Source organism: uncultured Polaribacter sp. (assembly GCF_947495205.1).
In the GTDB taxonomy this organism is placed as follows: Bacteria; Bacteroidota; Bacteroidia; order Flavobacteriales; family Flavobacteriaceae; genus Polaribacter.
The window spans coordinates 87962-107226 of record NZ_CANLXV010000001.1 but is presented as its reverse complement, the minus strand read 5'-3'; the positions used below and the strand labels follow the sequence as shown (position 1 = coordinate 107226).

The 19265-nt window shown below is 30.2% G+C and carries 20 protein-coding genes, 1 tRNA gene and 1 pseudogene; 13 read left to right on the top strand and 9 right to left on the bottom strand.

The window, feature by feature from the left end; translation table 11 throughout:
• Window positions 1-142: 142 nt before the first annotated feature.
• Both Q0762_RS00510 and Q0762_RS00505 read left to right on the top strand, forming a co-directional pair.
• Window positions 143-1447 (top strand): MFS transporter, encoded by a 1305-nt coding sequence (locus tag Q0762_RS00510; RefSeq protein WP_298762511.1) that lies wholly within the window; start codon window positions 143-145, stop codon window positions 1445-1447.
• Between the two features lie 36 nt (window positions 1448-1483).
• Complete coding sequence (locus Q0762_RS00505; protein ID WP_298762508.1) at window positions 1484-2248, top strand: SDR family NAD(P)-dependent oxidoreductase; 765 nt, start codon at window positions 1484-1486, stop codon at window positions 2246-2248.
• A gap of 46 nt (window positions 2249-2294) precedes the next feature.
• Here Q0762_RS00505 and Q0762_RS00500 read toward each other — a convergent pair whose 3' ends face one another.
• The gene (locus Q0762_RS00500) at window positions 2295-3326 is read right to left on the bottom strand and encodes a LacI family DNA-binding transcriptional regulator (RefSeq protein ID WP_298762505.1); all 1032 of its coding nucleotides are present in this window, start codon (window positions 3324-3326) and stop codon (window positions 2295-2297) included.
• 150 nt (window positions 3327-3476) lie between these two features.
• Between Q0762_RS00500 and Q0762_RS00495 the strand changes: the two genes are divergently transcribed.
• From Q0762_RS00495 to Q0762_RS00475, 5 genes are all read left to right on the top strand, one after another.
• Window positions 3477-4523: a sugar kinase gene (locus Q0762_RS00495; protein WP_298762503.1), complete on the top strand. Its 1047-nt coding sequence runs from the start codon at window positions 3477-3479 to the stop codon at window positions 4521-4523.
• Between the two features lie 79 nt (window positions 4524-4602).
• On the top strand, window positions 4603-5271 hold the full coding sequence (locus Q0762_RS00490) for a bifunctional 4-hydroxy-2-oxoglutarate aldolase/2-dehydro-3-deoxy-phosphogluconate aldolase (RefSeq protein ID WP_298762500.1): 669 nt from the start codon (window positions 4603-4605) through the stop codon (window positions 5269-5271).
• Between the two features lie 184 nt (window positions 5272-5455).
• The gene (locus Q0762_RS00485) at window positions 5456-6337 is read left to right on the top strand and encodes an aldose 1-epimerase (protein ID WP_298762498.1); all 882 of its coding nucleotides are present in this window, start codon (window positions 5456-5458) and stop codon (window positions 6335-6337) included.
• Window position 6338: 1 nt separating this feature from the next.
• A complete protein-coding gene (galK, locus tag Q0762_RS00480; RefSeq protein WP_298762495.1) occupies window positions 6339-7484 on the top strand; it encodes a galactokinase in 1146 nt (381 codons plus the stop codon).
• Window positions 7485-7501: 17 nt separating this feature from the next.
• Window positions 7502-8524 carry a UDP-glucose--hexose-1-phosphate uridylyltransferase gene (locus Q0762_RS00475; protein ID WP_298762493.1) on the top strand — a complete coding sequence of 341 codons (1023 nt, stop codon included), beginning with the start codon at window positions 7502-7504 and terminating at the stop codon, window positions 8522-8524.
• 214 nt (window positions 8525-8738) lie between these two features.
• Here Q0762_RS00475 and Q0762_RS00470 read toward each other — a convergent pair whose 3' ends face one another.
• From Q0762_RS00470 to Q0762_RS00455, 4 genes are all read right to left on the bottom strand, one after another.
• Window positions 8739-9893 (bottom strand): aminotransferase class I/II-fold pyridoxal phosphate-dependent enzyme, encoded by a 1155-nt coding sequence (locus tag Q0762_RS00470; protein ID WP_298763160.1) that lies wholly within the window; start codon window positions 9891-9893, stop codon window positions 8739-8741.
• 105 nt (window positions 9894-9998) lie between these two features.
• Window positions 9999-10607, bottom strand: a complete 609-nt coding sequence (locus Q0762_RS00465) for a sugar transferase (protein ID WP_298762490.1) — start codon at window positions 10605-10607, stop codon at window positions 9999-10001.
• A gap of 32 nt (window positions 10608-10639) precedes the next feature.
• The gene (locus Q0762_RS00460) at window positions 10640-11725 is read right to left on the bottom strand and encodes a NeuD/PglB/VioB family sugar acetyltransferase (RefSeq protein WP_298762488.1); all 1086 of its coding nucleotides are present in this window, start codon (window positions 11723-11725) and stop codon (window positions 10640-10642) included.
• Complete coding sequence (locus tag Q0762_RS00455; protein WP_298762485.1) at window positions 11718-12617, bottom strand: transketolase C-terminal domain-containing protein; 900 nt, start codon at window positions 12615-12617, stop codon at window positions 11718-11720. Before Q0762_RS00455 ends, Q0762_RS00460 begins: the two co-directional genes overlap by 8 nt.
• Here Q0762_RS00455 and Q0762_RS13990 point away from each other — a divergent pair.
• The 3 genes and pseudogenes from Q0762_RS13990 to Q0762_RS00445 form a co-directional block, all read left to right on the top strand.
• Window positions 12603-12689 (top strand): annotated as a pseudogene (locus Q0762_RS13990) (hypothetical protein); the annotation flags it as partial. The gene Q0762_RS00455 and the pseudogene Q0762_RS13990 overlap by 15 nt on opposite strands.
• A gap of 45 nt (window positions 12690-12734) precedes the next feature.
• The gene (locus tag Q0762_RS00450) at window positions 12735-12905 is read left to right on the top strand and encodes a hypothetical protein (protein WP_298762482.1); all 171 of its coding nucleotides are present in this window, start codon (window positions 12735-12737) and stop codon (window positions 12903-12905) included.
• 144 nt (window positions 12906-13049) lie between these two features.
• Window positions 13050-13796: a hypothetical protein gene (locus tag Q0762_RS00445; RefSeq protein ID WP_298762481.1), complete on the top strand. Its 747-nt coding sequence runs from the start codon at window positions 13050-13052 to the stop codon at window positions 13794-13796.
• A 103-nt stretch (window positions 13797-13899) separates the two neighbouring features.
• Here Q0762_RS00445 and Q0762_RS00440 read toward each other — a convergent pair.
• Window positions 13900-13981: transfer RNA gene (locus tag Q0762_RS00440), tRNA-Leu, on the bottom strand.
• Window positions 13982-14130: 149 nt separating this feature from the next.
• Between Q0762_RS00440 and Q0762_RS00435 the strand changes: the two genes are divergently transcribed.
• The 3 genes from Q0762_RS00435 to pth all read left to right on the top strand — a co-directional run bounded on the left by Q0762_RS00435 (window position 14131) and on the right by pth (window position 16529).
• Window positions 14131-15072: a ribose-phosphate pyrophosphokinase gene (locus Q0762_RS00435; RefSeq protein ID WP_298762479.1), complete on the top strand. Its 942-nt coding sequence runs from the start codon at window positions 14131-14133 to the stop codon at window positions 15070-15072.
• A gap of 17 nt (window positions 15073-15089) precedes the next feature.
• Window positions 15090-15692, top strand: a complete 603-nt coding sequence (locus tag Q0762_RS00430) for a 50S ribosomal protein L25/general stress protein Ctc (protein ID WP_298762476.1) — start codon at window positions 15090-15092, stop codon at window positions 15690-15692.
• Between the two features lie 270 nt (window positions 15693-15962).
• Window positions 15963-16529: an aminoacyl-tRNA hydrolase gene (gene pth / locus Q0762_RS00425; protein WP_298763159.1), complete on the top strand. Its 567-nt coding sequence runs from the start codon at window positions 15963-15965 to the stop codon at window positions 16527-16529.
• 55 nt (window positions 16530-16584) lie between these two features.
• Here pth and Q0762_RS00420 read toward each other — a convergent pair whose 3' ends face one another.
• From Q0762_RS00420 to Q0762_RS00410, 3 genes are all read right to left on the bottom strand, one after another.
• Window positions 16585-17157 carry a hypothetical protein gene (locus Q0762_RS00420; RefSeq protein WP_298762473.1) on the bottom strand — a complete coding sequence of 191 codons (573 nt, stop codon included), beginning with the start codon at window positions 17155-17157 and terminating at the stop codon, window positions 16585-16587.
• Between the two features lie 55 nt (window positions 17158-17212).
• Window positions 17213-17662, bottom strand: coding sequence for a 6-carboxytetrahydropterin synthase (locus Q0762_RS00415; protein ID WP_298762471.1), 450 nt, complete (start codon window positions 17660-17662; stop codon window positions 17213-17215).
• Between the two features lie 106 nt (window positions 17663-17768).
• Window positions 17769-19262, bottom strand: coding sequence for a GH3 auxin-responsive promoter family protein (locus Q0762_RS00410; RefSeq protein WP_298762470.1), 1494 nt, complete (start codon window positions 19260-19262; stop codon window positions 17769-17771).
• Between the last annotated feature and the right edge of the window lie 3 nt (window positions 19263-19265).

Genomic DNA, 19265 nt, shown 5'->3' with positions numbered 1-19265 from the left:
TAGCTTAACTTATCTATTTTCACTTTTTTTATCAAATCTAAAAAATAATAAACTTAGATAGTTGCTTTTCCATTTTTAATTACTAAATTTGGTAAACCAAACTGGTAAACCAGTTTAGGTAAATTAATTTAACCAAATAATTATGAAAATTAAAGGTTTAAGATGGTGGGTTGTTGGGCTTGTGGCTTTAGCAGCAGTTATTAATTATATAGATAGGCAAGCATTTGGTGCTTTATGGCCAGATATTGCTAATGATCTATTTCCAGAGATGGATAAAGATGGTCATAAAGCTATTTATGGTACAATTTCTACGGTTTTTATATTATCTTATGCTGGTGGGCAAGCTCTTTTTGGTAAAGTTTTTGATTGGGTAGGCACTAGATTGGGTTTTGCTATTTCCATTGGTGTTTGGTCTATTGCAACCATGCTACATGCAATGGCTCAAGGATTGTTAAGTTTCTCAATATTTAGATCTCTTTTAGGAATTGCTGAAGCTGGCAATTGGCCAGGAGCTGCAAAAGCAAATGCAGAATGGTTTCCAACTAAAGAAAGAGCGCTTGCACAAGGAATATTTAATTCTGGGGCAGCAATAGGAGGTATTGTTGCATATCCTGTAATAGGTTTGTTATCTGTATATTTAGACTGGAAATCTATTTTTATAGTTGTGGGTATACTTGGATTACTTTGGTTACTACCATGGTTGTTTATTGTAAAATCAGACCCTAAATCTCATCCTTGGTTATCAGAAGATGAAAGAAAATATATTTTATCTGTTCAAAAAAATCAAGATATTGATAAAGATGGCAATTATGATGAAGGATATGCTCCAAACACAGGAGAATTATTGAAACATAAAGAGAGTTGGGGAGTAATTATTGCTTCAGCAGCTATAGATCCTATTTGGTGGCTTTTTATTGTTTGGATACCCATTTATCTTTCAGAGGTTTTTGGAATGGATGTTAAAGAAATTGCATTTTCTGCTTGGGTACCTTATGTTGGTGCAATGTTAGGAGCTATATTTGGTGGTTTGCTTGCAAAAAATAGACTTAATGTTGGTTGGTCTGTAGATAAGACAAGAAAAATGACAATTACTTTGGGGTGTATAATTATGATTCCTTGTTTCTTTCTGTTGAAAGATCCAGGAACAGCAATTAATGCAGTAATTATAATGGCAGTTTTATTATTTGGCTTTCAAATAGCCATAGGAAATATACAAACAATACCAAGCGATCTTTTTAGTGGTAAAATTGTTGGTACACTTTCTGGTTTTGCAGGTATGGCAGCAAAATTGGGAGCAGCTGGTCTTACAATTCTAGTAACATTTATAACCACTGGAGGTAATTACACACCTGCTTTTTTAATTGGAGGAGCATTAGCATTAATAGCATTATTAGCTATTTGGTTTTTATGTCCAAAAATAGAACCTTTAAAAGCACAAAAAAAATAATAAAAAATACAAACAACTAAGAATAAATTATATAATATGAGTAACACAAATAGTAAAGTAGCGGTTATTACAGGAGCTACAGGAGGTATAGGTTTTGAAGTAGCAAAAAGATTAGGTAAAGATGGCTACACAGTAATTTTAAATGGTTTACGAAATAATGTTGGAACAGAAAAAGTAGCAGCATTAACAGCAGCAGGAATTACTGCAGAATATTATGGTTTTGATGTTACCAAAGAAGAAGACGTAACTGCTAATATTAATAAAATTGGACAAAAATACGGCAAAATAGACGTACTTGTAAATAATGCAGGTGGTTTAGGTGGTAGATCTCGTTTTGAAGAAATGACAACTGAATTCTATAGATTTGTAATGGCATTAAATTTAGACTCCGTTTTTTTTGCCTCTAGAGCTGCCATACCTTTCTTAAAAAAGAGCGATAATGCATCTATTATAAATTATACTTCTAATGCAGGTTGGAATGCTGGTGGACCAGGAGCAGGAATTTACGGAACTTCTAAAGCAGGTGTACATGCAATAACAAGAGCATTAGCAAAGGATTTAGCAGAATATAGTATTAGAGTAAATGCAGTTTCTCCTGGAACTATAGACACACCATTTCATGCGCAAATTAAAGCAACTAAACCAGAAGTTTTTGCTTCTTGGGCAAACAATATTATGTTAGGTAGATTAGGTAAACCAGAGGATGTTGCTGGTGTTGTAGCCTTTTTAGCTAGTAAAGATGCTGCATTTATTACAGCAGAAACCATTCAAATTGGTGGTGGACAAGCTTTAGGAATCTAAAAGAATATTTTTTTGAACTAATTTAAAAAACCTCACTGAATTTAGTTTAGTGAGGTTTTTTATTGGATGATTCTCTTATAATTAACGCAGATTCTAAAATTTGTTTATGTAAAGATTGTTTAAATGTATCCTTTTCTGCATATTTTAAAAAAGTGTTTGCTGCCATTCTTCCAATCTTGTAACTATGCTGATTTACACTAGTTATTGGTGGTGTAACCATTTTAGAAAAAGGTTCATCGCCAAAACCAACCAAGGCAATTTCTTCAGGAATTTTTATATTTTGTTCTTTTAAAACCTGCAATGCACCTAAGGCAGCATAATCTCCTGCAACATAAACTGCATCTGGCTTTTTTGTTAAATTTAATAGTTGTTGCATTTTCTCTCTTCCATCTTCTATAGTTAGGCTACTTTCTATTAATAATTCATTATCTAAAGGTAAATTGTGTTTTTTTAAAGCATCTATATATCCTTTAATTCTATTGTTATAAATCCGTGTTCTTTTAAAACCACCAATATGGGCAATTCTTTTACAATCTTGTGCTACTAAATGATTTACAATTTTATGGCTGCTCTCATAATCATCTATTCCAATATAATCTACATTTAAATCGTTTTCACCTCTATCAAAAGTAATTAAAGGAATACCAGCATCTTTTATTTTTTGAAAATGACTTAAGTCTATCGTTTCATTTGCCATAGAAGCAATAATACCATCTACTTGTGTAAATAAAAGTGCATCTATATTAGCACACTCTTTTTTATAAGATTCGTTAGATTGTGTTATAATAATGTTATAACCTTTTTCATTTAAAACTTCTTCTATATTATGTATTGTGGCAGAAAAGAAATTACTGTTTGTTTTAGGTACAATAACACCTACTAATTTACTTTTACCACTTCTTAAAGCACTTGCTAAATGGTTGGGTTGGTAATTTAAATTTTGAGCAACCTGTAAAACCGCTTTTTTAGTTTTATCGCTTATTCTAGGATTATTATGCAATGCTTTAGAAACGGCTGCTGCAGAAATATTTAACACATTTGCAATATCTTTTATAGTAGTTTTCTTTTTGTTTGCCAATTTTTTATATCTTTGCTTAAACGTTTAAACAAATGTAATGTTTGAACAGTTATAATCAAAACAAATAATTATTTATAGGTTTTGATTTTCTTTTTGTAAAATGGTTAAACGTTTAAGCAATTAATTATAAAGTATTAAAATTTATTTAAAATGGGTAAAGTAGTAACGTTTGGAGAAATTATGTTAAGATTAGCTCCACAAGGATTTTTAAGATTTTCACAAGCAAATAATTTTGATGTTGTTTACGGTGGTGGAGAATCTAATGTAGCAGTTTCTTTAGCAAACTACGGTGTAGATGTAGATTTTGTAACGCGTTTACCAAAAAATGATATTGGAGAGTGCGCCATGATGGAAATGCGTAAAAGAGGCGTAAATACAAATAAAATTGTTTGGGGTGGAGACCGTTTAGGAATCTATTTCTTAGAAACTGGTGCAGTTTCTCGTGGTTCTAAAGTAGTTTATGACAGAGCGCATTCTGCAATTGCAGAAATAGAATCTGGTATGATAGATTGGGACGCTGTTTTTGAAGGTTGTGAGTTTTTTCACTGGACAGGTATTACACCAGCAATTTCTCAAGGTGCTGCAGATGTTTGTTTAGAAGCTGTAAAAGCCGCTAGCGCAAAAGGAATTACAATTTCTACAGATTTAAATTATAGAGCCAAACTTTGGCAGTTTTGTGACGCAGCGCACAGAGAAAAAATAATGACAGAATTAACTTCTTATTGTGATATTGTTTTAGGAAACGAAGAAGATGCAGAAATGCATTTTGGTATAAAGCCAGAAGGAATATCTGTACAAACAGAAGGGCATAACGTAAAAGCAGAAGCTTTTTTATCTGTTTGTGAGCAAATGATGGAAAAATTTCCAAGAGCTAAAAAAGTAATTACTACTTTAAGAGGTTCTATTTCTGCTTCTCACAATACTTGGGCAGGTGTTTTATATGATGGTAAAACATTGTTTCAAACGCGTCAATACCAAATTACAGATATTGTAGATAGAGTTGGTGGTGGAGATTCTTTTATGGGAGGTTTAATTTACGGATTATTACAGTTCCCAGAAGATGACCAACATGCATTAGATTTTGCAGTTGCTGCTTCTTGCTTAAAACACACTATTAAAGGAGATGCTAACTTAGCAACAGTTGCAGAGGTAGAAAAATTAATGGGAGGTGATGCTTCTGGACGTGTTGCACGTTAAAAAAACATCAAATTATTTGAATTAATTAGGTTGAGCTTTTATGAATGAATAAGAGCTCAACCTTTTAAAACTAAAAAAAATGGCTCAATATACAAGATTAGAAGTAGCACAAGTAATGAAAGATACAGGAATGGTTCCTTTGTTTTTTCATAATGATATAGAAGTTAGTAAAAAAGTACTTAAAGCTTGTTACGATGGTGGTGCAAGATTAATGGAATTTACAGCTCGTGGAGATTTTGCTCATGAAGTTTTTGGAGAACTTACAAAGTTTGCAGTTAAAAACTTACCAGGAATGATTATGGGTGTTGGTTCTGTTACAGATGGTGCAGCCGCTTCTTTATACATGGCTTTAGGCGCAAACTTTATAGTAACACCAGTTTTAAGAGAAGATATTGCAATTGCATGTAACCGTAAAAAAGTTTTATGGTCTCCTGGTTGTGGTACACTTACAGAAATTGCTAGAGCAGAAGAATTAGGTTGCGAAATCGTTAAATTATTTCCTGGAGACATTTATGGACCACAATTTGTAAAAGGTATTAAAGGTCCACAACCATGGACTTCTATTATGCCAACAGGTGGTGTATCTCCAACAAAAGAAAATTTAGAAGGTTGGTTTAATGCAGGTGTAACTTGCGTTGGAATGGGGTCTAAATTAATGGCAAAAAATGCCGATGGAAGTTTTGACTATGCAACAATAGAAAGTAATACAAAAGGTGCTTTAGACATAATTAAAGCACTTAGAAAGTAATTTTAAAGTACTTTTTAACCTATAAAAACTCGGACTATTCATTTAGCTCCGAGTTTTTTATTGTAAAAAACTATAATATTTTACGTACTTTTTTGGTAAATGATTACATTTAATAAATATCTTTAACCAAAATAATCAAAGAGAATAAAATTTATTTTTTTAATAAAAAATTAAAATAAAACCAATGTCAAGTATACATTTTTTAGACGAAGCAGAAAATCATATAGAAATACAAAACAAGAATTCTAGGGCAATTATTAACTTAGTAAATGGTGCTAGTTTACAAGAGTTGGTTTTAAATAAGAAACTAATTATTAAAGATATAAGCAAAAATTACAAGGTAAACTACGCTTCTTCTATTTTGTTTCCTTTTCCTGGTAGAATAGAAGACGGCAAATACACTTTTAAAGATAAAGAATATCAAGTGCCCTGTAATGATACAGAAAATAATAATGCGTTACATGGTGTAGTTTTCGATAAGAAATTTGAATTTGTTTCAAAAGAACATCAAAATGAAGCAATGGTGCTTAAACTTTGTTATCAACCAGAAAAAAAAGAAAGCAGTTTTCCGTTTTTATATAAAATCGATTTAATATACACTTTATCTGCTACAAGTTTAACCTTAAAAATGCAAGTTACTAATCTTGATAATACCAATTTTCCATTCTTTTTAGGTTGGCATCCTTATTTTGAATCTAGTAATTTAGACAAAAGTTTTGTTGATTTTAAAAGTAACAAACAATCTAAATTAAATGATAGGTTAATTGCTGTTGATGTTATTGATAAACAAATAACAGCGCCTATACATTTTAAGCACAAAACATTTGACGATTGTTTTTATTTAACAGATACTAAAGTTAAATTTATAACCCCAGATTACAAGCTTTTGATAAATTCTGATGCTAAAAATGCATTCTTACAAATGTACACGCCACCAGATAGAAAAAGAGTTGCTTTAGAACCACAAACAGGCCCATCTAATGCATTGCATAATAAAACAAGCTTAACCATTTTAGAACCTGAGAAAAATTATACAGTAAATTGGTCTTTACAATTAATAGATTAATATGAGTTTAATTACAAAAGATGCAAAACAGGCTTATATAAATAAGTTTAAAAGTGAACCCATTTTGGTTTTTTCTCCAGGACGAATAAATATTATAGGAGAACACACAGATTATAATGGTGGTTTTGTTTTTCCTGCAGCTGTAAATTTGGGTATTGTTGTTGCAATTGGCAAAAGTAATACCAACAAAAGCAACGCAATTGCCCTAGATTTAAATAGCAGTATAACATTTGAGTTAAATAACTTAAAACCATCTAAACAAGTTGCTTGGGCTAATTATGTTTTTGGCGTTATAGCAGAATTACAAAAAGAAAATAAGCATTTAGATAATTTTAATATTGTAGTAAAAGGCAATATACCTGCAGGTTCTGGCATGTCTTCTTCTGCAGCGCTAGAAAATGGAGTTGTTTTTGGTTTAAATGAAGTATTTAATTTGGGTTTAACAAAAACTGAAATGATTTTTATTTCGCAAAAAGCAGAACATAATTTTGTGGGTGTAAAATGTGGAATTATGGATCAATATGCAAGTATGTTTGGCGCTAAAAACAACGCTTTACTTTTAGATTGTAAATCTATTAAAGCAAAATCTTATGAGATTGATTTTAAAAATCATCAATTTGTTTTAATAAATACAAATGTAAAGCATAGTTTGTCTGATAGCGCATATAATGATAGACGTGCTGCTTGCGAAAAAGTAGCAAAACTTTTAAATATAACAACTTTAAGAGAAGCTACAGAAAGAGATTTGCAAAAAATTGAAGCATTGCTTACACCAGAAAATTATCAAAAAGCCTTGTATGTAATTCAAGAAATAGAAAGAACACAAAAGGCTGCCAAAGCAATTGAAAATAATAATTTACAAAAATTAGGGAAACTTATATACGCTTCACATAACGGTTTACAAAACCAATATAAAGTAAGCTGTAAAGAGTTAGATTTTTTGGTAGATCAAGCAAAAAAAGATAAAAATGTGTTAGGAGCAAGAATGATGGGTGGTGGCTTTGGTGGTTGTACTATTAATTTAATTGAAAATGATAGCACAGCAAATTTTATATCAACAACATCTAAAGCGTATAAAAAAGAATTTAACAAAGATTGTACGGTATATTTTGTGAAATTAGCAACAGGTACACATTTGGTTGAATAAGCTTTAAAACTGCAAACATGAAAGACAATAATTTACAAGATTATTCGCATAAAAGATTAAATATTTTAACAGGTGAATGGGTTTTAGTTTCTCCACACAGAGCAAAACGACCTTGGCAAGGTCAAAACGAAGAAATTTCTACAGAGAAAAGACCTTCTTATGATAATACTTGCTATTTATGCGCAACAAATACCAGAGTTAACGGAGAAGTAAACCCAGATTATAAAGACGTTTTTGTATTTACAAACGATTTTGGAGCGCTACAAAAAGAATCGCCTACTTTTGTTAAAGATGATAATTTATTACAAGCTAGAAGTGAAACTGGTATTTGTAAAGTAATTTGTTTTAGTCCAGATCATTCTAAAAGTTTGGCAGATATGGAGGTTGCAGATATAAAGAAAGTGGTACATGTTTGGCAAAAAGAATATTTAGATTTAGGCAAAAATGAAAGCATAAATTACGTACAAATTTTTGAAAATAAAGGAGCTGTTATGGGTTGCAGTAATCCACATCCTCATGGTCAAATTTGGAGTCAGTCTACTTTACCAAATGAGGTAGTTAAAAAAGACAAACAGCAAAAATATTATTTCACGAAAAATAAAACGAGTCTTTTAGAAGATTATATTCAACAAGAATTAAAGGTAAAAGAACGTATTATTTTTCAGAATAAAGACTTTGTAGTACTTGTACCTTTTTGGGCAATTTGGCCTTTTGAAACCATGATTGCACCTAAAAAAGCAAAAAAAGATCTTACAGAATTAAGTAATACTGAGTCAGAAAATTTTGCAGAAGCTATTGCTGTTATTACAAAAACGTACGATAAATTGTTTAACACATCTTTTCCTTATTCTAGTGGTATACATCAAGCGCCAACAAACGGAGAAAGTAATGCACATTGGCATTTTCACATGAGTTTTTATCCGCCTTTGTTAAGAAGTGCAACCGTTAAGAAATTTATGGTGGGTTATGAGATGTTTGGTACACCACAAAGAGATATTACTGCAGAAAATGCGGCTATTAGGTTAAGAGATTTATTATAGTTATTAACCAATAGTGTAACTTAATTTAAATTTTTATTTGTTGCGAACTTCAGCAATAAAAAAACGAGACAAAGCATTAATTTAGCCGTTAAAATTTTTATTTATGATACAAATCTTAATTATTTTAAAACTCACTAGAATTGGCACAATTTTATAAAAATATACAACAGGTTATTTAGGTATCATTTTTATCCCTTTTAAAGAGAAGTTTTTTTTATTCAGGTTTAAAATATTGTGTAATTTGTTCTGCAATTGTTTTTCTATCTTCTTCTAAAAGGTTAGAGCCAGAGGGTAAACAAAGTCCGTTTGCAAAAAGTGTTTCAGAAACGTTTTCACCATAATATGGGTAGGAATTAAATACAGGTTGCATGTGCATAGGTTTCCATAAAGGTCTTGTTTCTATGTTTTTTTCTGCCAGGTGTTCATTTAGCATTTTTCTATTAAATTTGCTGTTTTCTTTTATTAGAATAACACTTAGCCAGTGGTTTGAAAAGTGTGCACTATTGGGTTCTTTAAAAAGATCAACCTCATTAATGTTTTCGAATAATTTTTGATAAAAACTATGGTTGTCTCTTCTTTTAGCAATATGAGCATTCAAAACTTCCATTTGTCCTCTTCCAATTCCTGCTAGTATATTACTTAATCTATAATTGTAACCTATAGTAGAGTGTTCATAATGTGGTGCATTATCTCTAGCTTGAGTTGCCAGAAAAATAATTTTTTCTTTTTCTTTTTTGTTATTACAAATTAGAGTGCCACCTCCAGAAGTGGTTATAATTTTATTTCCGTTGAAAGAAATTACTCCAAAATCTCCAAAAGTACCGCATTTTTGTCCGTTATATGTAGCACCTAATGCAGCGGCTGCGTCTTCAATTAACGTAATGTTATATTTTTTGGCAATAGTACTTATTTCTTCAATTTTTATTGGCATTCCATACAGGTGAACTACCATAATAGCTTTTGGTTTTTTACCAATTGCAATGCGATCTTTTATAGCTGTTTCTAGGTGTATTGGAGACATACCCCAAGTATCTTCTTCTGAATCTACAAAAATAGGCGTAGCTCTTTGATAAATAATTGGGTTTACTGTGGCAGAAAAAGTAAAACTTTGGCAAAGTACTTCATCACCATCTTTTATGTTTGCCATTATTAAAGATAAATGAAGTGCAGCTGTGCCAGAAGAAAGCGCAACAACTTCTTTTTTACCACCTAATTCTTCTTTTAAAGTATTTTCAAATTCATCTACATTTTTACCAAGCGGAGCTATCCAATTTGTGTTAAAAGCTTCTTTTATATACTTCATTTCAGTACCTCCCATATGAGGAGAAGACAACCAAATTTTTGCATTTTTTGAAGACTTAGAACCCATGGCGTTTAGCGGATCAGAAATTCCTAAAATTTTATTTAACTCCATTTTATTTATACTTTATTTACTTAAAATCAGTCGGTTTAAACAGTAAAAACTTACACTGTTTTACGAGATGTTTCCTCGAAATTTTGCAGCTGTTGCTTGCCCTTGTTCATTAATATTTTCAGATTTAAATACTTTACCAACTGTAATTAAAAATATTTTAAAATCTAACTGAAATGATAAATTTTTAGTGTACCAAATATCATATTCAAATTTCTGTTTCCAGCTTATTGCGTTTCTTCCATTTATTTGTGCCCAACCTGTAATACCTGGTTTTACAAGATGCCTTTTTAATTGCTCTTTATTGTATAAAGACAAATATTCTGGCAATAAAGGTCTTGGTCCAATAATACTCATATCTCCTTTTAAAACATTAATTACCTGAGGAGATTCATCTAAAGATGTTTTTCTTAATAGCATGCCTATTTTGGTTAATCGATCTTTATCAGGTAGTAAATTGCCATCCAAATCTTTTTTAGTATTCATGGTTCTAAACTTATAAACCTTAAATATTTTATCATTTTTGCCAGGTCTGTCTTGTGAGAAAAACGGAGTTCCTTTTGTAGTTACTAGAAGTATTATATAAATAACTAATAGCAATGGCAAAAATAATAGGAGACAACCTAATGCTATAATTACGTCAAAAAATCTTTTAAAAAAAAATTGGTACATTAAATATCGTAATTTTATTTGTATTATTTGTCTTATTGAATGTTTTTATTGTCTATAACATTGTTAAAAATATGTATTCCGTTTTGTATGGTTACATTTTTACCTATAGTTAAACCTAAAAAAATAGTACATCCCATACCAATTATTGTATTGTCTTTAATGGTTACACCACCACCAATAATTGCACCAGGCGCTATATGCACATTATTGCCAATAACGGTATCATGAGAAATAATTGATCCTGAATTAATAATACAGTTATTACCAATTTTTACGTTACTTCCTAAAATTGCACCTTGCATAATTTGATTTCCTTCTCCTAAAAAAACAGAAGGTTCTAAAGATGCAGAAGGGTGTATAATTGTGGGTATATTTAAGGCCAATTCTTTTATATAGTTAAACTTTTTTATTCTGATTCCTTTTGATAAAACACCACCAATACCTAAAATAACATTTTGTAAACCTGTTGCAATTAACTTATTTAATATTTCTGGTTTTCCTAAAACAGGAATATCAAATATTTTTGTTTGAGGAGCTAAGCTATCATCAACAATTCCTATAATTTTATAAGCTTTTGTTTGCTTAACAATGTCTATACACATTTTTGCATGTCCGCCAGCTCCAAAAATTACTACGCTGGTTTTATTTATCGGCGGAATTTCTAAGATATTATTGGTTTCGCTTAGATTTAAAAGGTAATTTTCTACATCTGATGTAGTAATTAAAGATAAATTTTTAAAAACTGCAATATCTATTTGATTTTTGTCGATAAGTTTTTGCGCTGGTTTAGAGATTTTTATGTTACTATTTCTTGGTTTTTTAATTTCTATTTTTGGTTTATTATTAACTTGAAACCAATTTTTGTAAGAAAAATCTTTTTCTTTTGAAACTACAGCTATGGTTTGTCCAATTTTAACTTTATCATTTTTTTTAATATCAAAAAAGATATAACCATCTGTTGGAGATTCCATATCTATGGCAATTTTAGAGGTTTCAAAACATAAAATTAAATCGCCTTTTTTAACGGCAGAAGCTCTTGTTTTATACAATTCATTAATAAGATAAAAATCGTCACTAACGCCTTCTTTTGTCATTATGATTGGAAATAAATTATTCATAAAACATTTCTTGTATTTTATTAAAAATTGATGCTGGTTTAGGTAACATGTCTGTTTCTACTTTCATAGAACTTGGTATTATTTCGTTGTTAGATAATCTTTTAAAAGATTTTAAATGCACATTGCTTTGCATAATTTGTGCCGCTACTTCTGCACTGTAAGCTGCAATATTTGTACCTTCTTCAACTATTAACAAGCGTTTTGTATTTTGTATTGATGCAAGAATTGGCGCCATATTTAAAGGGCTTATTTGAGATGGACAAATAATTTCGCAAAAAATTTCTTCTTCATCAAAAGCTATTTCTATTGCATGTTCCACATCTTCCAACATTTCTCCATAACATAAAATGGTTACATTAGGTTTTTTGATTTCGGGTTTTATTTTAATGGTTGGGTATTTTTCTGTACTTATTTCTACTTGATATCCTATTAAAACTTCTGTTTGTAACTTCTTGGTATATAATACTTTATTTTCTATAACAATTGTTGGGTTTTTTTCTGAAAAAATAGCTTTGTATAATTTTTTGGGTTCAATTCTATAATTTAAAACAGTAATTAAAAGGTTAGGAATTCCTAAAAAGAATTTTTCTAGTGATTGGCTGTGTGTTGGCCCATAACCTCTTTTGCCACCCATAGGTGTTCTAATTACCAAAGGAACGTCTATTTGGTAGTTAGACATTGCAGCAAATTTACAAGCATGGTTATACAATTGATCAAAAATTAAGGTCATAAAATCACCAAACATTATTTCTATAATTGGAGCCATACCTTTTAAAGCCAAACCTGTACCTATACCAACAATTGCAGCTTCTGAAATAGGTGTGTTTTTTACATTTTGATAATATTCACTTAAGTCTCCAGAAACTTTAAACCGGATATAGTAATTAAACATAAAGAAGAAACGTATATCATAGATACTAAATGGAAAATAGTAAGTACTTACAAACCATCAGACGATGATTTAAAACAAATGTTTGTATATAATTTATATTGGAAATCGGAAAAGAGTATGTTATTATACCCTAAAATAGATCAAGAAGACAGCAAGTCTGGAAATTATCACCATATTCCAAATAATAAATTAATTAATCAGTGTAAATTAGGTTTTATTAATATTTTAAGTGAAAGTGGTTTAAGAGATAGTAGAGATGTTTCAGAGGAAATATTTGGGAAGTTCTAGAAATAGCACCTTGAAAAAAAGATTTAAATAAACTTTTTTATCACATTACAAATTGGTAAAAAATTGAAAGTAAGGACATAACAGATAATTTAATCTTTAGAAGTGTACACTTTCCTCTTACAAGAACCACTTATAAATAAAATAATGTCAAATAAATTACATCCTTTAGTAATAAAAACAAAACTAGAGCTTGAAAAGCTTGATAGAGAGGGCACAGAAACTTGGGGAGAAAGAAAAAAGTATAGTGGTAGTTTATTGCCAATATCTGTTGAGCCAAAATTAAGGTCAAGAGCATTTAATTTTATGAATGAACTTTTAAGTCTTTTAGAAAGGAATAATCATACTATAAGAATAAAGTATAATCGTTGTCATATCGAAATGTATGGTCAGTTAACTGAATTTACCCTTAGGCAAAAATTTTATAGAAAAAGAGAACAAGAGGTAGGATATAGTTTTTCGCATAATGTTTTTGTCAAAAGTGAGGATTTAGAGCTTAAAATTTTAGATTATCCTAGAAAGATTTGGATAGACAAAAAAACTAAAAGATTAGAAGATTATTTAATCCAAATTTATGAATATATTGAAAAAAAAAGTTATGAATGGTCAGAGTATCGAAAACTTCAAAAAATAGAAGAAGAGAAAATAGAGCAAGAAAGAATTTTAGAGCAAGAGAAACAAAGGTTAATTGAAATTGAAAAATCAAAATTAGAAGCATTAATAAAAAGTTCTCAGGATTATAAAATAGCAAAAGATATTCGTCATTACCTTAAAGTATTAGAATTAAAGAAACAGAAAGAGGGCGAACTTGGTCAAGAATTAAAAAAATATATCAAATGGGGATATAAAAAAGCAGATGAAATAGACCCACTAAAAAATTTTATAGACAATTAAAACTTGCCTTTATTCTTGTTTTTCTCAGCTAGTTATTGTTACCAAAACGTTACTGTAAAATACACAAAACCCTGTTAAACAATTGTTTAACAGGGTTTTTTAGTACTCAAGGTGGGAATCGAACCCACACTCCCGAAAGAACTGGATTTTGAATCCAGCGCGTCTACCAATTCCGCCACTTGAGCAAGTTATAGACTTTTCTTAAATCAAAATATTTAAGAAGACTGCAAATGTATAAAATTATTTTATTTTAAAGTCAATAAATAAATACCAAACTCAATAAATAATTTCTACTTTTGCCATTAGATAAAAACAACATATAAATTATATCTAAATGCCTACAAATCAATTAGCACCAAAACTTTTTGCCTGCAGACAAAGTAAAGATTTAGCAGCTAAAATTGCCAAAGAATATAACACAGAGTTGGGAAATATTAAAATCACCTATTTTAACGATGGTGAATTTCAACCAGCATTTGAAGAATCTGTAAGAGGAAGACGTGTTTTTATAATAGGATCTACATTTCCAAATGCAGATAACCTTATGGAAATGCTATTAATTTTGGATGCTGCAAAAAGAGCATCAGCAAGACATATTACAGCAGTAATGCCTTATTTTGGTATGGCAAGACAAGATAGAAAAGATAAACCAAGAGTTGCTATTGGTGCAAAATTAGTAGCAAAATTATTAGAAGCAGCAGGTGCTACAAGAATTATGACAATGGATTTGCATGCAGATCAAATTCAAGGATTTTTTGAAAGGCCAGTAGATCATTTATTCGCATCTACTATTTTTATGCCATATATAGAAAGTTTAAAATTAGACAATTTAACAATTGCTTCTCCAGATATGGGAGGTTCTAAAAGAGCGTACGCCTATTCTAAGCATTTACATGCAGATGTAGTTATTTGTTACAAGCAACGTAAAAAGGCAAATGTAATTGGGCATATGGAAGTAATTGGAGATGTAAAAGGCAAAAATATTATTCTTGTAGATGATATGATAGATACTGGAGGAACGCTAGCACATGCCGCAAATTTAATGAAAGAAAGAGGAGCAATAAGTGTTCGTGCAATTTGTACACATCCAGTGCTTTCTGGTGGTGCTTATGAGAAGATAGAAGACTCTGCTTTAACAGAACTAATTGTTTCAGACACAATTCCGTTAAAAAAGGTTACTTCTAAAATAAAAGTAGTATCTTGCGCGCCATTATTCGCCGATGTTATGCATAAAGTGCAAGATAATACTTCGATTAGTGGAAAATTTATAATATAAATATTTAAAAAAAAGTAATGAAATCAATTACAATTAAAGGATCAAAAAGAGAAAGCGTGGGCAAGGTAGCAACCAAAGCCTTACGTAATGCTGGTATGGTTCCTTGCGTTATTTACGGAGGAGACAAGCCAATGCATTTTTCAGCAGAAGAATTAGCATTTAAAAACTTGGTGTATACTCCAAACGTTTATACTGCAGAAATTCATGTTGATGGACAAAAAATATCGGCTATCTTACAAGATATCCAATTTCACCCAGTAACAGATAAAATTTTACACGTAGATTTTTATCAGTTATTTGATGATAAAGAAGTTACAATGGAAATTCCTGTTAAATTAACAGGTACTTCTCCAGGAGTATTAAATGGTGGGTCTTTACGTTTTACAAACCGTAAATTAAAAGTAAAAGCTATTCCTGCAAACTTACCAGATTTTGTTACAGCAGATATTTCTAGCTTAAAAATTGGTAATAAATTAGTAATTACGTCTTTATTTAATGACGATTATACATTTATGCACCCAGAAAATACAGTAGTTGTACAAGTTAGAACTTCTAGAAATGCAACAGTTGTAGTTGAAGAGGAAGAAACTGAAGCAGCAGAATCAGCAGCAGCTGAATAAATACTGTTTTCTTAAATTATTAAAAAGCGTTACAAAAATTGTAGCGCTTTTTTTATACCCAGAATTTGCTACAGGTTTTTTAAATAAAAATTGATAGTTCTTTTTGTCTTAAAAGATTAGTATTAAATAGAAGTTATATAAAATTCAAAACAATAACTTTTCTGTGGTTATACTCTAGGTTTTAATTAAGAATCTTATTTTTGAAATATGAAACTTTGCACATTTTTAAAAAGTAGTTTAGGTGTACAAAAGCAAGTAAAAGAAGATTTAATGAAAAAATTTTTAATTGTTGGTTTAGGTAATATTGGTGATAAGTATCTTGAAACACGTCATAATATTGGCTTTAAAATTTTAGATGAAGTAGCAGAAGAACATAAAGTTTCTTTTGAAACAGAAAAGTTGGGTGATGTTGCTACATTCCGTTTTAAAGGAAGAACCTTTTTCTTATTAAAGCCAAATACATTTATGAATTTAAGTGGTAAAGCAGTAAAATATTGGATGCAAAAAGAAAAAATTGCCATTGATAATATTTTGGTGGTTACAGACGATTTAAATATAGATTTTGGCACCATTCGTGTAAAAGCTAAAGGCAGTGATGGTGGCCATAATGGTTTAAAAGATATTCAAGAAAAATTAGGTACAAACAAATACCCAAGGTTTCGTTTTGGTGTAGGTGCTAATTACGCTAAAGGCAGGCAAGTAGATTATGTATTAGGTGATTGGAACAAAGAAGAAATTAGCCAATTAATAGAGCGTTTACCAATAGCTGCCAAAGTGGTGGTTTCTTTTGGTACAGTTGGTTTAGCAAATACAATGAATACTTATAATGGAAAATAAGCAAAAAAAAAATCAACCTAAAATAAGATTGATTTTTTTAAATAAGTTTTAAAATTTATTTTCTTTGAAAGCGAACGGTAGATTCCGTTTCTGTTTTTATTTTGTCTACAATATTTTCTGATTCTTGAGAGATGGTAAACGATTCTTCATTAAAATCACTTACAATAAATTTAGTATCTAAATAAATAGGATCTAGCGCTGTAGCTCCTAAAAAATTAATATTTTGAGATACAAACTCAATTGTATTAACAGTTGCATCAATACTATAAGTACCAGCATCATCAAAATTAACAATAGAATTTGGTATGGTTGGGTTTGGGGCACCAACTATGCTAATTGTAGTTTTAACGCTATATTGACCAGATAAAGTATACGTATTATCAGTATTTAAAACCAGCGTTACTTGAAAAATATCTCCAACAAATCTTGCAGTAGAAAATGTAGCAAAAATGCCAGAAGATATTTCGTTAGAAACTTCTGTATTTAAATCTAAAGCTGTGATTTCATAATTCCCAATAATGTTTTCTTTTGATAGATTAAAAGACGGTGCATCAACCTCATTATCGTTACAGCTAGAAATTGTAATAGCTGTTACTAAAATTAAAAATATAAAGTTTATTTTTTTCATAATTGTTTTTTCATCAAAGATACACTTTATTCAGAAAAACGTAAAAATGGCTATTTTAGTTTTCGCTTGCAAACCATTCTGCAAAACTAGTACTAGTTTCTTGCAATTTTAAAGAATGTAGTTTTATATTTTTAGGCAATCTGTTTTTAATTTTTTTAGCAAAATCAATAATCATCATTTCACTTGTAGGTTGGAAGTCTACTAATAAAACCTCGTGTCCTCTATCCATTAACTCTTTAGCCAATTCTACATGAGGTGTATTTTTATTAAAAACAGTAGCATGGTCAAAAACATCTACAATTTCTTCATTTACAATTTTTTTTAAATCCCCAAAATCTATAACCATTCCTAGTTTTACGTTGTTGGTATCTGTTATTGGTTTACCAGAAACGGTAACAAAAAGTTTGTAAGAGTGCCCGTGTACGTTTTTGCATTTTCCATCGTAACCATACAAAGCGTGCCCTGTTTCAAAGTTAAATTTCTTTGTAATTCTAATTGTACTCATTTTAGCGTCTGTTTCTAAATTTGTTGTAAAAATACACAATAACTAAAGCTAATGCTAATACTAAAAATAAATAATCTCCTCCCATTTTGTTTCTATTTAGTTACTATTAAATTAAAAAATCTTGCAATACATCTGCAATTTTCCTGTTATCAGACAATTGCGGAATTTTATTTTGTCCGCCAAATTTGCCTATAGATTTCATATAAGCATGAAAACCACCTTTTTTTACTTTACTTATTAGTAGAGGTCTTAAAACTTTACCTTCAATTAAATCAAAATAATAAATATTTTGTTCTTGCATAGAGGCATCTACTTTTTTAGCAAATTCTTCTAAATTTTCCGGTTCATTTTCAAATTCTATAAACCACTCATGATAAGGTAAGCCACTTGTTGGATTTACTTGTGGTGCTACTGTAAATTCACTAATGTTTACGTCCGTTCCTTTAATGGCATCGTTTAAAGCTTTTTCTACTTCTTTACCAATAACATGTTCGCCAAAGGCAGATATAAAATGTTTAATTCTACCAGTTACTTTAATTCTGTAAGGTTTTGTTGATGTAAACTCTACAGTATCACCAATATTGTAACCCCAAAGACCTGCGGTGGTATTTAAGATGATTACGTAATTAACCCCAATTTTTACATCCTTTAAGGAAATTCTTGTTGGGTTTTCATCAAAAAATTCGGTTGCAGGAATAAATTCATAGAAAATACCAGAATTTAACTGCAGTAACATTCCTTTTTCTGTTTGAGAATCTTGGTAAGCAATAAAACCTTCAGAAGCAGGATATAATTCTATATAATCGATTTTTTTACCAATTAAACTTTCAAACTTGTTTTTGTAGGGTTCAAAATTTACGCCACCGTAGATAAAGAAATTAAAATTAGGGAACAATTCTGAAATGTTTTTACCTGTTTTTTCAATTAATTTTTCAAAATACATTTGCACCCAAGAAGGTATGCCGCTAATAACAGACATATCTTCATGAACCGTTTCTTCTACAACTGCATTTACTTTTGTGTCCCAATCTTCTATACAATTGGTTTCCCAACTTGGCAATCTATTTTTCATTAGATAATTAGGTACATAATGTGCTGCAATACCACTTAGTCTGCCCAATTTAACGCCGTTTTTGTCTTCTAAAACGGGACTTCCTTGTAAAAAAATCATTTTTCCATCTACAAAACTTGCGTCATTTTTTTCTAACATGTAAAAGAGCATTGCATTTTTTGCAGCACTAATATGTGTTGGCATAGATTCTTTGGTAATGGGTATGTATTTTGCGCCAGAAGTGGTGCCAGATGTTTTGGCGTAGTACAAAGGTTTCCCTGGCCATAAAACATCGGTTTCACCAGCAACCATTCTATCTACATAAGTTCTTAAACCTTCATAATCGGTAACTTTAACCTGCTTTTTAAAATCGCTATAATTTTTTATTTCATTAAAATTATGATCTTTACCAAAAACAGTTTTACTGCCTTTTGCTATTAAGTTTTTAAAAACTTTTTCTTGCGTTTTATGCGGGTTGTTTGCCCATTTTAATACTTTTTTTGTAGCATATTTTGCAAACGGAATTGCAAAGAAAGATTTGATACTCATTTT